Annotated in this window: 23 protein-coding genes; 22 read left to right on the top strand and 1 reads right to left on the bottom strand. The window is 70.4% G+C overall.

Annotated elements, in window-relative coordinates:
- The first annotated feature begins 90 nt into the window (after positions 1-90).
- The 11 genes from KME66_RS20400 (at position 91) to KME66_RS20350 (ending at position 6,795) form a co-directional block, all read left to right on the top strand.
- A complete protein-coding gene (locus tag KME66_RS20400) occupies positions 91-477 on the top strand; it encodes a hypothetical protein (protein WP_216324497.1) in 387 nt (128 codons plus the stop codon).
- 236 nt (positions 478-713) lie between these two features.
- Positions 714-1,064: a hypothetical protein gene (locus KME66_RS20395; protein WP_216324482.1), complete on the top strand. Its 351-nt coding sequence runs from the start codon at positions 714-716 to the stop codon at positions 1,062-1,064.
- 93 nt (positions 1,065-1,157) lie between these two features.
- Positions 1,158-1,727 carry a hypothetical protein gene (locus KME66_RS20390; protein ID WP_216324480.1) on the top strand — a complete coding sequence of 190 codons (570 nt, stop codon included), beginning with the start codon at positions 1,158-1,160 and terminating at the stop codon, positions 1,725-1,727.
- Positions 1,728-1,796: 69 nt separating this feature from the next.
- Positions 1,797-2,069 (top strand): hypothetical protein, encoded by a 273-nt coding sequence (locus KME66_RS20385; protein ID WP_216324477.1) that lies wholly within the window; start codon positions 1,797-1,799, stop codon positions 2,067-2,069.
- Positions 2,070-2,219: 150 nt separating this feature from the next.
- Positions 2,220-2,660 (top strand): hypothetical protein, encoded by a 441-nt coding sequence (locus tag KME66_RS20380; protein WP_216324474.1) that lies wholly within the window; start codon positions 2,220-2,222, stop codon positions 2,658-2,660.
- Positions 2,661-2,865: 205 nt separating this feature from the next.
- Entirely contained in the window at positions 2,866-3,075 is a 210-nt protein-coding gene (locus tag KME66_RS20375) for a hypothetical protein (RefSeq protein WP_216324471.1), read from the top strand.
- 40 nt (positions 3,076-3,115) lie between these two features.
- Entirely contained in the window at positions 3,116-3,664 is a 549-nt protein-coding gene (locus tag KME66_RS20370) for a helix-turn-helix domain-containing protein (protein WP_216324468.1), read from the top strand.
- Positions 3,654-4,886 (top strand): PBSX family phage terminase large subunit, encoded by a 1,233-nt coding sequence (locus KME66_RS20365; RefSeq protein WP_216324465.1) that lies wholly within the window; start codon positions 3,654-3,656, stop codon positions 4,884-4,886. The genes KME66_RS20370 and KME66_RS20365 overlap by 11 nt, the downstream gene beginning before the upstream one ends.
- A 12-nt stretch (positions 4,887-4,898) precedes the next feature.
- Positions 4,899-5,078: a hypothetical protein gene (locus KME66_RS20360; RefSeq protein WP_216324462.1), complete on the top strand. Its 180-nt coding sequence runs from the start codon at positions 4,899-4,901 to the stop codon at positions 5,076-5,078.
- Positions 5,075-5,296, top strand: coding sequence for a hypothetical protein (locus KME66_RS20355; protein ID WP_216324459.1), 222 nt, complete (start codon positions 5,075-5,077; stop codon positions 5,294-5,296). The genes KME66_RS20360 and KME66_RS20355 overlap by 4 nt, the downstream gene beginning before the upstream one ends.
- Before the next feature lie 2 nt (positions 5,297-5,298).
- Positions 5,299-6,795, top strand: a complete 1,497-nt coding sequence (locus tag KME66_RS20350; protein WP_253208605.1) for a phage capsid protein — start codon at positions 5,299-5,301, stop codon at positions 6,793-6,795.
- Between the two features lie 13 nt (positions 6,796-6,808).
- Here the strand turns inward: KME66_RS20350 and KME66_RS20345 are convergent, their stop codons facing one another.
- A complete protein-coding gene (locus KME66_RS20345; RefSeq protein WP_216324453.1) occupies positions 6,809-7,063 on the bottom strand; it encodes a hypothetical protein in 255 nt (84 codons plus the stop codon).
- Between the two features lie 118 nt (positions 7,064-7,181).
- Here KME66_RS20345 and KME66_RS20340 point away from each other — a divergent pair, with 118 nt between their 5' ends.
- The 11 genes from KME66_RS20340 to KME66_RS20290 all read left to right on the top strand — a co-directional run bounded on the left by KME66_RS20340 (position 7,182) and on the right by KME66_RS20290 (position 13,784).
- Entirely contained in the window at positions 7,182-8,990 is a 1,809-nt protein-coding gene (locus tag KME66_RS20340; RefSeq protein WP_253208428.1) for a phage minor capsid protein, read from the top strand.
- Between the two features lie 4 nt (positions 8,991-8,994).
- Entirely contained in the window at positions 8,995-9,168 is a 174-nt protein-coding gene (locus KME66_RS20335) for an Rmf/CrpP fold protein (RefSeq protein ID WP_216324451.1), read from the top strand.
- Between the two features lie 108 nt (positions 9,169-9,276).
- Positions 9,277-10,017 carry a hypothetical protein gene (locus KME66_RS20330; protein ID WP_216324447.1) on the top strand — a complete coding sequence of 247 codons (741 nt, stop codon included), beginning with the start codon at positions 9,277-9,279 and terminating at the stop codon, positions 10,015-10,017.
- Positions 10,018-10,037: 20 nt separating this feature from the next.
- Complete coding sequence (locus KME66_RS20325; RefSeq protein WP_216324444.1) at positions 10,038-11,042, top strand: major capsid protein; 1,005 nt, start codon at positions 10,038-10,040, stop codon at positions 11,040-11,042.
- Between the two features lie 7 nt (positions 11,043-11,049).
- A complete protein-coding gene (locus tag KME66_RS20320) occupies positions 11,050-11,292 on the top strand; it encodes a hypothetical protein (protein WP_216324440.1) in 243 nt (80 codons plus the stop codon).
- A 13-nt stretch (positions 11,293-11,305) separates the two neighbouring features.
- Entirely contained in the window at positions 11,306-11,686 is a 381-nt protein-coding gene (locus KME66_RS20315; RefSeq protein WP_253208427.1) for a hypothetical protein, read from the top strand.
- Positions 11,683-12,000 (top strand): hypothetical protein, encoded by a 318-nt coding sequence (locus tag KME66_RS20310; protein WP_216324434.1) that lies wholly within the window; start codon positions 11,683-11,685, stop codon positions 11,998-12,000. Before KME66_RS20315 ends, KME66_RS20310 begins: the two co-directional genes overlap by 4 nt.
- Positions 11,997-12,344: a hypothetical protein gene (locus KME66_RS20305; protein ID WP_216324431.1), complete on the top strand. Its 348-nt coding sequence runs from the start codon at positions 11,997-11,999 to the stop codon at positions 12,342-12,344. The genes KME66_RS20310 and KME66_RS20305 overlap by 4 nt, the downstream gene beginning before the upstream one ends.
- Positions 12,341-12,775 carry a minor capsid protein gene (locus tag KME66_RS20300; protein WP_216324428.1) on the top strand — a complete coding sequence of 145 codons (435 nt, stop codon included), beginning with the start codon at positions 12,341-12,343 and terminating at the stop codon, positions 12,773-12,775. The genes KME66_RS20305 and KME66_RS20300 overlap by 4 nt, the downstream gene beginning before the upstream one ends.
- Positions 12,776-12,783: 8 nt before the next feature.
- Positions 12,784-13,266: a hypothetical protein gene (locus KME66_RS20295; protein WP_032769831.1), complete on the top strand. Its 483-nt coding sequence runs from the start codon at positions 12,784-12,786 to the stop codon at positions 13,264-13,266.
- Positions 13,263-13,784 carry a hypothetical protein gene (locus tag KME66_RS20290; protein WP_216324426.1) on the top strand — a complete coding sequence of 174 codons (522 nt, stop codon included), beginning with the start codon at positions 13,263-13,265 and terminating at the stop codon, positions 13,782-13,784. The genes KME66_RS20295 and KME66_RS20290 overlap by 4 nt, the downstream gene beginning before the upstream one ends.
- The last annotated feature ends 85 nt before the right edge of the window (positions 13,785-13,869 follow it).

Genomic DNA, 13,869 nt, shown 5'->3' with positions numbered 1-13,869 from the left:
CCACTTGCGGTACTGAGTACCGCTTATGTACGGTACTCAGTACCGGCAAGGCTCCACACCTCGCCACCACCAACCACGGGAGCAACCCCCATGGACAAGATCTTCAACCGCACTGAGAACGGCACCACCACCACCATCAGCATCCGCGAAGGACTGGCCGAGCTGAATCACGCGATGATGGGCGGAAGGCGCGAGGTCCGCTCAATGTCCTCCGGCCGCACCCAGCACAGCATCGAGTACAAGGACGGCCGCAAGGTCACGCTGACCCTGACCGACGCCCCGGAGCCGGACACCGAGCCCGCCGAGTGGGCCACGGCACACAGCGGCTTCACCGCCCACCGCTTCCGCGACGGCCGAGCGCTCTGCCGGAAGAACATCCGCCCCCGCTCCCACAGCCTGATCCACGGCGAATACCGAACCCGCTCGTGGGTCGTGAACTCGACGTTCACCCTCTGCCCGAGATGCGGGGCCCTGTGAAGGGCCGTTGCGCGGCCACCACATCGGCCGGTTACGGCTGCATCAACCCGCCGCAGCGTGACCGGGCAGTGTGTGCCAGCCACGATCCTGGACGGCAGTGCGGGGCCGCCACCCGGAGCGGCGGGGCGTGCAAGCGGATGAAGGTCACGGGACACGCCCGCTGCTCGAAGCACCTGTAGCGATCAGGCCCCCGCTCCGGCGAGGGCCGTTCACCGGCCACAACTAGGGGAAGCCCCATGGACACCCACGCAGTACAGGGCGCAGCACACCAGGCCACCGGCCACTACCGCCGCCCCGGCACCCGCACCCTCTACTGCGGACGCCCCACCGGCCCCCGCAACGCGATCTTCCGCACCGTCCGCGGCTGGAAGCTCTGTCGGCCCTGCGTTGCCGCCGAGCAGCGCGACCGCGCCGCAGCCGCAGCCGTCGCCGCTCAGCACACCACCGAACGGCCGGCCGCCATCACCCCGGCCCCCGCTCGCCCCCGCCACACTCCGCCCGCGCCCACGTACGTCTACGGCGCTCAGCAACTCGTACTCATCGGCACCCCGCGCCCCACACAGGGCGCACTCTTCGCCGCCCACTGAAAGGCCACCATGACCCGCCCACCCCTGACCGTTGCAGAACTTCGCGCGACCATCACCGCAGCTCTCGACACCGCCCCCGCAATGCAGGCCAGCATGATGCGTGCCATCGTCGCCCTGCTCGACGACGCCCTCACCGAGCATGACAAGACCGGCAGCACCCTCGATAACTCCGGGCTGCTCGCCCTCGCCCAGGGGTACGCCCGCGCCGTCACCCCCGAGCAGCGTGACCAGCTCGCCGCAGGTATCGCCACCCGGCTCACTGTGGACGAGGCCGGGGTCATCCTCCGTGCCGCTGCCGCCGTCCGCACCGCCGTGCCCGGCGTTGTCCTCCGCGCCAAGGCCAACGGCGACAGCACCGCTGAGATCGCTCGCGAGCTGGACATGACCGACTCCTACGTCCGGCGGATCGCCCGCGAACACCGACTCGTCTCGTGGCGGCTCGACCTGTACGACAGCGAGGCCGGGCCCGGATGGCAGTCGTGGGAGTCCGGTGACGACATCATCCCCAGCACGCGAACCGAGCCGGACCTCGCCGAGCACATTCTCGCCGCGGCCGGCCGAGGGCCCCGCGAGCACCGCGCCCGCGTGCTGATCTGGAACGGCACCGACGAGCAGCCCGACACCGCTGCGGTCTACACCCACGAGCAGTCCCCGACCACCTGACACACAGCGGGCCCGCCCAGCACTCCACATGCCGAACGGGCCCTCACCACCACGGGAGCAACCCCCGCCATGGCTGACCAGCACCCTACCCGCCGCCCCACCCGACGCCGCCCGAGCCCCGTCTCGGTCCCCCGAACCGACGCGTTCGACGCCGCCCTCACCACCATCATGCGCACCGGAATGACCAAGGCCGACGCGGTACGACTCGCCGTCGAATTCCTCGCCAGCGGCCTGGAATCCGCATGGTCCGCCGGAGCCGTACCGGACGCCACAGTGCCGCACCGCATGCGCGTGACCGTACAGCGGCAGGACACCCCGCAGCCCGCCGACCAGCGGGTATGACACCCGTACGACCAGCCGCGCCCCGCTGTACGACACGGCGGGGCGCAGCCGTGCGACCGGTCGTACGGTTCGTCGCGCGCGGGTAGGACTACAACCCTCCGGCCGCCTCGCCTGTCTCACACGGCACAGACCTACGTACGGAGTGTCACCGTGAGACGAACCACTGTCCTGCCCGCCGCGCTGCTCGCCGCCGCGCTGTTCACGCTCACCGCATGCGGCACCGAGCCCGAGCCTGACGCGCCCGCGGCGGGCCCGAGCGCGTCCGCCCAGGCCGCGCAGGAGCAGCCGGCCGACGACGCCGAGAGCGGGGAGAGCAGCGACGCCGAGAAGGCCGCGGGCATCCCGGACGCACCGACCGGAGCCGACCGCGCCGCGTACCTCGCCGCGATCAAGGCCGTCGACCCGCGCATCGTCGAGGACGAGGAGAAGGCCATTGACGCCGGGCGGAACCAGTGCTCGCACCTGGCCGCGCCGAACGACAAGAGCGACTGGCTCGCCGCGCAGCGCTTCGGCAACGACACTCGGCCGCTCACGGACGAGCAAGGGAAGCAGTTGAACGCCGCGCTCCGGGCGACGCTCTGCCCCGCATGATCCCTGTTGCCCACCGTTATCGATCTGTGATCTAATCAGGGCGACCCCGGCGTGCCCGAAAACGGCCGCCACGAACACCCCCATCGCACACAGCGGCGGGGGTGTTCTGCATGCCCGGGGCGGGCCGGAAGAGTCGGTAGCGACGACAGGCGGCGGGAAGTGGCAACCCGCCCGGCCCGCTCCCACCCGACCGTCGAGGAGCAGCATGTTCAAGAACCGCCCCACCACCGAGAGCATCGGCCAGGCCGCCTTCAAGGCGTACGCCGAGGCCGTCGGCAACCGCAGCGTGAACGGTGACGACCTGCCCGACTGGGACGACCTGCCCGACTGGGACGGCCTCACCGTGGCCGTGCGCAACGCCTGGCAGCTTTCCGCCGAGGCCGTCCGCCACAAGGTGGAGCTTTCCACCACCTGACACACCACAGACCACCGCGGCAAGGGGGTGACCCGTACCCATGGGCCGACCCATCACTGAAACAGACCGGCGAGCGGTACGCCGCCACCACGCCGCGGGCCTCTCCCGCAACGCCATCGCGAAGAAGATCGGGCGCAGCGCTAGCACCGTCTCGAAGATCGCCGGGGACTTTGAGCCCCCGCTCAGTTTCGACCGCGCCGCCGAGGTAGCCACCGCAACCGCCGTACGCAAGGCGGACCTTGATGCCCGGCGCACCGAGATGGCACATCGGCTGCACGACGTGGCCGAGCGCGAACTCGGCAAGATGACCGCCCCAACTCTCTACTGGGAGTGGGGCGGCAAGGACCACACCTACGCGCAGAAGCAGCAGCCCGAGCCGACGCCGGCCGACCGCCGCACCATGATGGCGACCGCCGGGGCCGCGCTCGACCGCTCCCTCAAGCTGCTGCCGCCGAAGCAGGACCCGGGCGAGCAGGGGCGCAGCGTGGTCGGCGAGCTGATGGCGGGGCTGGCCCGGGACTACGTGGCACGCCACGGCGGGCCGCCCCCCGAGGCCGACGACGACCAGGCCGCCGCCGATGAGCCGTAGCCTCGCGCTCTCCCCGAAGCAGATCGATTCGATCATGGAGGCGCGCGCCTTCCAGAACATCTGGGAAGGCTCGGTTCGATCGGGCAAGACGATCGCCAGCCTGCTCCGCTGGCTCGACTTCGTGTCGGACCGGCCCGAGGGCGGCGAGCTGGTCATGGTCGGCCGCACCCGCGACAGCCTCGCCCGTAACGTGTTCGGCCCCCTGACCGATCCGTCGATCTTCGGGCCGCTCGCCCGCGACATCATGTACACCAACGGGGCCCCCACCGCCACGGTGCTGGGCCGCGTCGTGCACACGTTGGGCGCCAACGACGCGCAGGCCGAACCGAAGGTCAGAGGTTTGACGTGCGCGGGCGCGTACGTGGACGAGCTGACCACCCTGCCGCGCACCTTCTATGACCAGCTCAACGCCCGTTGCAGCGTCGAGGGTTCGAAGATCTTCGGGACGACCAACCCGGACAACCCGAACCACTGGGCGCGCAAGGAGTACCTACTCCGCCCGCGCGAGACCCGGCTCCGGTCCTGGCACTTCGTCATGGACGACAATCCCGGTCTGTCGGACGCGTACAAGGCGCGCACCAAGGCCAGCTATCGCGGCCTGTTCTACAAGCGGAACGTGCTCGGCATGTGGGTTATGGCCGAGGGCGCGATCTACGAGGCGTACGACGAGGCACAGCACGTCGTCGACACCCTGCCGGAGATGCGCCGTTACTGGATCGGCGTGGACTATGGCACCGTGAACCCGACGAGCGCGATCCTGCTCGGTCTCGGTGTCGACGACCGGCTGTACGCGGTCGCCGAGTGGCGGCACGACTCCCGCGCCGCGCAACGTCAGATGACCGATGCGCAGTACAGCGCCGCCATCCGCGAATGGGTGGCGGACCTGGGCATTCGGCCGGAGTGGACGTTCATCGACCCGTCGGCCGCGTCCTTCATCACGCAGCTGTGGGCTGACGGCTACCCGAGCATCGCCCGCGCCTCGAACGAGGTCAGCGACGGAATCAGGAGTGTGGCGTCCGCGCTCGCGGCCGGCCGACTCCGCATCCACCGGTCCTGTACCGGGCTGCTCGACGAGATCCCCGGTTACGTCTGGGACGAGAAGGCAGCGGAGAAGGGCGAGGACCGCCCGGTGAAGCTCAACGATCACTCCGTGGACGCGCTCAGGTACGCCGTGCATTCCGCCGCCCACGAGTGGCGGCACATCCTCGCCCTAGCCGCATAGGAGGCCGTCACCGTGGCGCACACCCCCGCCGTCAGCATCACCCTGCCCGTCACGATCACCGTTGGGGAGCTGCCGTGCGAGGCCGGAACGATCACCATCGACCCCGGCGACGTAGCGGGCAGCATCCGCAGCGAGTTCGCCGCGTTCCTCCGCGAGGCCGCCGACATCGTCGAGGGGGTGACCGACACGTGACGACCATCCCGACCGAGGTCACCCTCGATCAGCGGCGCGCAGCCTGCCGTGCGCTGGGTCTGCCGCCCGCCATGGTGGCCGATCTCCGGCTCGCCCGCGAGGGCGTCCGCGCCTCCCTGTACGTCCTCGACCGCGAGGGCCGCCGCATCGCCCACGGCGAGCAGCCGCTCACCGCCGAAGTCCACATTCCCGCCGCCGAGGAGGTGACCACGCCGTGAGTATGCCTGCACCCGGGTCCGCATGGCCGCCGCCGCGCATGGCCGCCGTTTATCGCGAGATGCGGCGCGACGCCATGTGGTACGCCGGAGACCCCGAACGGCTTGCGTGGGCACATGACCGCCGGGAGACCACTCCACGCCGTGCCGACAGGTACGGCCGCGACGGACGTAACACCCGGTGGGGACGGCAGCCGGCCGACTACCCCCGCAAGCGCGAACGGCGGCTGCACATCCCGCTGCCGGGCGACATCGCCACCAAGAGCGCCAATCTGCTGTTCGCGGAGATGCCCGCGATCACCACGCCGAACAAGGACACGAACCGCTTCCTTGGCGACGCGCTCGACACGATGCACCTGCACGAGGTGCTGCTCGGCGCAGCCGAACAGGCCGCGGCCGTGTCCGGGATTTTCCTCCGGCTTACGTGGGACCGGGACATCGTGCCGGACCGGCCGATCCCGACGACGATGCAGCCGGACAACGCGATCCCCGAGTACACGTTCGGCGTCATGCGGGCCGTGACGTTCTGGCGGGAGCTGGACGGCGGCGACACCCAGACCGTCTACCGGCACCTGGAGCGCCACGAGCCCGGCCGCATCGAGCACGCCCTTTACGAGGGCACCCCCGACAACTTGGGCCGCGCCGTGCCGCTCACCGAGCACACCGACACGGCCGGGCTGATCGGCTCACTCGGCCCCGACGGGGTGTCGGTCGAGACCGGTATCAAGATGCTTACCGCCACGTACGTGCCGAACATGACGCCGAACCGGCTCCACCGAGCGAGCCCCTACGGGCGGAGCGACTACGCCGCGCCGATTCACGACCAGTTCGCCGCGCTCGACGACGTGTGGACATCGTGGATGCGGGACATCCGCCTCGCCCGCGCACGGCTGATTGTTCCGGACGGGTACCTCACCAGCATGGGCCCGGGGCAGGGCGCAGCGTGGGACGACGACCGCGAGGTCTACAGCGGGCTCAACATGCCGCCGAATGAGACCGGCGGGCTCACCCTCGCGCAGTTCAAAATCAGGGTCGACGAGCACCAGAGGACGGCCGAGGCCCTGACCCGTAAGGCCGTCGAGTCGGCCGGCTACTCCGCGCAGTCCTTCGGGTTGGAGGGCGGAGGGCAGGCAATCACCGCGACCGAGGTTGACGCCCGCGACGAGGACAGCACCGTTACCACGAAGAAGAAGGCCGGATACTGGCGCAGCCGCCTGCCTGACTTCCTCCTTGCCTACCAGCTGCTCGCCGTCGAGCAGTTCGGGGCCCGGGTCGCCCCGGAGCGTCCGGCCCTTGAGTTCCGGCTCGACGCGGCCGAGAGCGAGCAGTCCAAGGCGACCACGTTGGAGCTGTACGCGCGCGCCGGAGCCGTGAGCACGGCCACCAAGGTCAAGTACAGGTCACCTGACATGCTCGATGAGGACGTTGATGCCGAGGTGGCCGCGATCCTTGCCGAGACCGGGGCGGGCGCACCCGACCCCGGCGACACCTACCCGCTATGACCAGACCCGTTCGTCATGTACACCAGTCCATGACGGACGGGACCATTTCGGCAGCCTGGTCCTCGCTCATCCCGACGTCGCTGAGAGCGCTGGCCAATCCCTGGTCACGGCCGGCCTCTGCGTCGTAGTGCGAACACACCTCTTCACGCTGGTCAACGGTCAGCAGACTCCAGCGCTTCTCTACTGCGTCAAGGTCGGCTGTGCCGACCGATGGCGACGCGGCGGCGGTCTGTTCTTCGCTGCCGCCGCATGCCACCAGCGACGCCATTAGGGCGGCCCCTACTGCGAGTCTCGACCACTTCCGTATCAGTGTCATCGTCCCTCTCCCCCCTGTCTGCACGTCCCTTCGACGGCTACGCCAGCGTATGCATTCAGGAGGTACATCGGTGCCGATTCATCCGGGGATGGTCGAGGAGTTGGCCGCCGGTACGCGGGACCTGTATGCGTCCGCCGAGGAGCGCCTACTCCGCATCATCGCGAAGCAGCTGGAGGCCGGTTACGACTCGCCCCAGTGGGCCGAGAGGAAGCTCGCCGCCATGACGGCACTGCGCCGGGCGGCGACCGCTGTCACTGACCAGCTTGACCAGGCCGTGCGCCTGGAGGTGTTCGAGGTGACGGCGAAGGCGTACAGCACCGGGCACCGCGCCGGGGTCGCCGAGTTGGGCGCGCTCGACGACGACGCCCGCCGTCTGGTTGACGAGATCGCCCCGCAGGCGCAGGCCGTCGACCGGCTCGCCGAGCAGGCCGTGACCCGCGTGACCGACACCCACCGCAGCATCCTGCGGACGATTGTGGACCGCTTCCGGGCGATCGTCGGGCAGGTGGCCGCGTTGCCGCTACTCGGCACAAGCACCCGCCGCCAGGCCACACAGGACGCGATGCGGATATGGGCAGACGAGGGAATCACCTCGTTCGTCGACCGGGCCGGCCGAAGGTGGAAGCTGACCAGCTACGCGGAGATGGCGGTACGCACCGCCGTGGGCCGCGCCGCAACCGAGGGCCACATGCGGACCCTGGAAGCCGCCGGGGTCGAACTGGTCATCGTGTCCAACAGCCCGCGCGAGTGCCCGCTCTGCCGCCCGTGGGAGACCCGCGTCCTGACCATCGGAGGCCCTGACGGGGCCCGTACGGTCGAGGTAGAGCACGGCACCCGCGACGGCGAGATGGTGCCCGTACGGGTCGCCGGATCGCTCGACGAGGCCCGCCGCGCCGGGCTCCAACACCCCAACTGCCGTCACAGCGTGTCCGCGTACACGCCGGGCATCACCCGCACCGAGACCGCCCGGCCGGACCCCGAGGGATACGAGGCCGGGCAACGACAGCGGGAGATCGAACGGAAGATCCGGCAGTACAAGAACCGGGCCGCCGCGGCGACGACGCCGGAGGAGAAGCGCGCCGCGAACGCCAAGATCCGGCAGTGGCAAGGCAGCATGCGCGACCACCTCGCCGCGCACCCCGACCTGCGGCGGCTCCGCGCCCGCGAGCAGCCCGGGGCATCGAACCTCCCCGCGAGCACCACCGAGCCGAGCAGCCCGTACGTTCAGGCCGCCCGCGTACGGTCTGGCGATGACGGGATCATGCGCGAGATGACCGACGATGAGATGGGCACCGCCATGCGGGCCGCCTCGCTCGACGACCGCGACCGGGCCCGGATTGCCGCCGAGCTGGACCGCCGCTACGCGCCTCCGCCGCTCCCGGCCCCGGCCGCGACCGGCGACGCCGTCGAGGATCTGCTAGCCGACCGCGCCGCGCTGGACGACGCACTCAAACCGCTTCCCGTTCCGGAGGAGTGGGGGGCGCTCGCCCGTGACGCGAAGTTCGCAGACGACCTCGCCGCGGCGGTGGCCGCCGCCGAGCGACGCACCGGGGGCACTGAACCGCGCGAGCGGATCACCCGGGCGCGGGCGCGGGAGATGTACGCCGAGTACGTCTACCGGCAGTACCTCGACGCCGAGGCAGCGTGCCGCGGCTACTTGCTCAACAAGAAGGCGCAGGCCGACGGGGTCGACCCCATGTCGCTGTTTTCCGGCCCGGCCCGGATTGCTCATGCGCGAGCGAGCGACGAACTGCGAGAGTGGTGGGCTGCCAACGGGCGATTGACGCAGGCTGAGTTCATCGAGCAGGCGACCGGAGAGCGCCAACGACACGCGGCACAGGCCCGGTTGAACGAGTCCGCCCACCAGAACAAGAGGTGACGACGTGGGAACGCGCGAGGACATCGCACAGGCAGTGTCGGAGGGGGCCGAGGCCGGGCGCCGGGGTGAACCTCCGACCGTCTGCCCGTACCCGCGTACGTCGCTGCTGAGGGGGGCGTGGGTACGCGGGTACGCCCGCGCCCGCCCGCTCACCACCATCAAGGACGACGCCGAGTAGGCGCACAACAGACCAGCACCAACCCAGGGGCCCGCCAGGCGCGGGCCCCTTTCGCATGCTCACACGGCCCGCCAGGCGCGGGCCCGACCCGCACCAGGAGTGCACACCATGAACACCTCCGACGCTTTCCGTCACCCGCTCGCCACCCACCCGGCCGGGGCCATCCTCGGCTACCGCGCCGACGGCCGGCCGATCCATGTCATTGCCGGAGGCGACGGCACCGGGGAGGGCGGTTCCGGGGGCGACCAGGGCCAGGGCGCGGCCGGTGGCGACACCGGCCAGCAGGGACAGGGCGGGCAGGACCCCAACGGCCAGCAGCCCGCCGAAGGTGACGTGTCGACGCTGCCCGTATGGGCGCAGAAGGCCATCAGCGACGCGCGCGCCGAGGCGGGGAAGTCCCGGACCGTGGCCAAGGCCAACGCCGCTCAGGCCGCTGAGCAGGCCCTCGCGCAGAAGATCGGGCGCGCGCTCGGTCTCGTCAAGGACGACCAGCAGGCGACGCCCGAGCAGCTGACGCAGCAGCTTGCCGAGTCGCAGAAGGCCGCCCGCGAAACCGCCGTTCACCTCGCCGCGTACAAGGCCGCGCAGACGGAGCAGGCGCGCGCCGACCGGCTGCTGAACTCCCGCTCGTTCACCGACCGCCTCGACCAGCTCGACCCTGCCGCCGCCGACTTCGGCGAGCAGCTGAAGGCCGCGATCAAGGCCGAGGTCGACACGGACCCCGACCTGTACAAGGTTCGGCCGGCCGGGGCCGTCAAGGGCGGGGCCGACTTCAGCGGAGCCGGTACCGGCGACCGGAAGCCCGCCAACCTCACCGACGCCGTCGCCGCGCGCCTCGCGCGCGGCTGATCAGACAGGAGCAACACCCCATGGCTGTAACCCTCGCCGAGGCGAAGAACAACACCACGGACGACGTGGACGTGATGGTGATCGACGAGTTCCGCAAGGAGTCGGCGATCCTCGACGCGCTCACCTTCGACGACGTGGTCAACCCGGCCGGTGGCGGAGCGACGCTCACCTACGGCTACCGGCGACTTGTCACCCAGCCCACCGCCGCGTTCCGCAAGATCAACACTGAGTACACGCCGAGCAACGTCACCACGCAGAAGTTCTCCGTGGATCTTGCCGTTCTCGGTGGCAGCTTCGAGATCGACCGCGTGGTTGCGAAGCTCGGTCCGGCCGCGTCCGGCGCTGTCGCGCTGAACATGAACCAGAAGATCAAGGCCGCACGGACTACCTTTCAGAACGCCGTGATCAACGGTGACACGGCGGTCGAGGAGGACGGTTTCGACGGCCTCGACAAGGCCCTGTCCGGCAGCAGCACCGAGTTTCGGCTCGGCGAGGTCACGGACTGGACCGACTTCGACACCGACCCGCGGGCCGAGCAGAAGGCGCTTGACCTCCTCGACGAGTGGCTGTCTCAGCTCGACGGCGCGCCCACGATGGTGTTCGGCAACTCCAAGGCTCTGGCCCGTGTGCGGGCCCTCGCCCGCCGCGCCGGGCAGTACACGAAGGACCCGGTGGACGGGCTGATCGGTGCCAACGGCCGGCCGATCGTCCGCGAGTCGTACGGCGGTGTCACCTTCGTGGACCCCGGTGCGAAGCCGGGGACGAACGACCCGATCATCCCGACCGAGACCCGCACCGTCGCCACGGTCTCGACCACCGGCCTGACGGACCTGTACGCGGTCCGTATGGGTCTCGACGGTTTCCACGGTGTGAGCACCGTGGGCGGTGAGCTGGTCAGCACGTGGCTGCCGGACTTCACCGGGTCCGGTGCGGTCAAGAAGGGCGAGGTCGAAATGGGCCCCGTCGGTGTCGTGCTCAAGAGCACGAAGGCCGCGTCCGTGTTCCGCAACATCAAGGTTCAGTGAGGCAGGCGTGACGTACAAGATCAGCACCCCCGTCAGCGAGTTCAACGGCCAGGTGGCCGGTGTGTGGTTCGTGAACGGCGAGGCCGAGACCGACTCGGAGGGGGCCGTCGCCTACTTCGAGCGGCACGGCTACACCGTGGAACCGGTCGGCTCCGCCCCGGCCGACGACGGCGACCAGGGCGACGGCGACAAGCAGGCCCCGGCCGAGCCGAAGCCGAAGCCTGCCACCCGCGCGGCCAAGGGCGGGTAGTCCGGTGCCCCGTGTGTACGCCACTCCTGAGCAGCTGGCGGACGCCACGGGGCAATCGGCCCCGGTCGACGCCGTACGGCTGCTGACCCGGGCATCCGAGGATGTCGAGGACGCTCTCCGGACCGCCGTCTACGACACGGACGCCACCGGCATGCCGACCGATCCCGCTGTCCGCGACGCGCTCGCCGCCGCCACGTGCGCGCAGGTCGAGTACGTGCTCGCCCAGGGCGGGGACGACACCGGGGCGGCCGGGCGGTGGGACTCCGTCAGCATCGGCCCGGTTTCCATGTCCGGCCGCCGCGACGGGCCGACCGCGCCGGACGCCGTGGACATCGGGCCGCGGGCCCTTCGCACGCTCAAGCGGGCGGGGCTGCTGCCGGGGGTGATCTGGTGAGGGTGCCCACGTGGCTGCTGCCGCACCTGATCGTCATCGAGCGGTACCGCGGTGAGGGCCCCGTGGGGCCCGTCTACTGGCCGCCGGGTGAACCGGTGCGCGCGCTCGTCTCCGAGAAGGTCCGCACGGTACGGGACCGGACCGGCCGCGAGGTGACGAGTACCGCACAGATCATCGCCGCCCCGGATCTCGACTGCCCCGCGCAATCGCTCATCACGCTGCCGTCTGGCCGCAAGACGACCGCGCTGCACATTGCCCCGCATACCGCGCCAGGTCTCCCCCTGCCTCAGTCGTCGGAGGTGTTCTGCGAATGACCCGAGCACGCTTGACGTGGAACGGGGACGCGGTGATCCGGGGCACCCGGGCAGGCGCGGCGCGCGGGCTACGGCTCGGTGCCGAGCACGTCCTACAGGTGTCCCGGGAGAGGGTGCCCATCGAGGAGGGCACCCTCGAACGGTCCGGCATCGCCACCGTGGATGAGGACGAACTCCGTGCCGCCGTCGCGTACGACACCCCGTACGCGGTCCGGCAACACGAAGAGATGGACTACCGGCACGACGCCGGGCGTACCGCTAAATACCTCGAACAGCCGATGTCCGAGGAGGCCGACACGGTCGGCGAGATCATCGCCGCCGAGATGCGCCGGGCCCTGCGGTGAGCTACACCGCCGACGTAGTCGAGGGCCTGGCCGAACTCCTCGCCGAGCAGGGGCTCGGCACCTACGGGCCGCCGGATGAGCCGTACCCCACGACGGGAACGGCGATCGTGCTGGGCGTCATGCCCGCACAGCCGGACCGGGTGTTGTGCCTGACCCCGTACCCGATCACCGACACCGGGGGGCCGGAGGCGATCACCGCCGTCCAGGTCCGCATGCGCGCCGGCCGAGACCCGCGCGCCGTCTACGACCTCGCCGACGACGTGTTCGGCGTCCTCGACGGACGCGAGCACTACCGGCTGCGCGAGGTCTCGGTGTCCCTCTCCTGGCGACAGTCCGAGGCATCCCTCGGGCTCGACGGCTCCAACCGCATGGAGCTGACCGCCAACTACTACTTCCGCACCCTGCGCCGCACCGCGCACACGCACGAATAGGACTGCTCATGAGTACACCCGTAGAGCCGGAGGAGATCGCTCTCGCCCGGCAGTGGCGGCTTGAGGTCAACGTGGGCACGGCCGCTACGCCGGACTGGAAGCTCTGCCCCGGCATCACTGCCTTTCAGCCCGCGTCCGAACCGAACATCGAGGACAGCGGCGACTACGAGGGCGACGGCTGGGCGGGCAACACGAAGACCGGCCAGGCGTGGGAAATCAGCCTCACGATCAACCGTCGAGTCGCCCCGACCGCGAAGACGTTCAACGCCGTGCACGAGGCCATCCGGCTCGCGCACTTCGCCTACGGCAACGCCAACAAGGTGCACCTGCGGTACATGGACCGGACCGGTCTGCCGGAGGCGTACGAGGGCCACGCGATCCCGACGTGGGCCCCGGCCGGTGGTGAGCGTACGGCGCTGGGGCAGGTTGAGGTGACCCTCACGGGTGACGGCCCGCTCCTGCCGATCGACAACCCGCTGGCGACCCCGTGAGCGGCGGCGAGTTCGCCGCGCTCGGCGACTTCCTTGACGATGCCCTGGAACTGCCCGTGCCGGGCAAGGACGGGGAGACGCGCACGTACAGGATCATCGGGCCCAACGCCCGGGACGGCCTGCGAATCGAGCGCATCACCACCCTGGCAGCGCGGCTTGCCGCCGGGGGCGAGGCACCGACGGCCCCCGTCCTCGACGATGACGAGGAGCTGGACCTCTACCGGATGTGCCTCGGCTCAACGTACGAGCAGTTGCTCGACGACGTGTCGTGGGCCGCGTTCCGGCACGTGGCACTCACGGCCATGATGTGGATCACCGCCGACCGTGAGACCGCCGCCGCGTACTGGGCGACGGGCAACGCGCCGGGAAAAGCGAATCGGGCGGCGAGGCGGTCGGCGTCGCGCGGCTCCTCGGCAAAGGGTGCGGCGAGTACGACCCGGAAACCGGGCTCTACGAGTGGTACGAGGGCGGGCTCGGCTCCCCGCAAGGGCAAGACCAAGGCCAAGGGGTCTCGCTGACGTGGGATGCCCTGCTGGACCGGTGGGAGCTGATCGAGGCCGATCTCCACCAGGTCTACGGCATTGACGCCGATTCAGGGATTCT

This window comes from Streptomyces sp. YPW6 (assembly GCF_018866325.1).
Taxonomy (GTDB): Bacteria; Actinomycetota; Actinomycetes; order Streptomycetales; family Streptomycetaceae; genus Streptomyces.
This window is presented reverse-complemented; position numbering and strand designations above follow the sequence as displayed.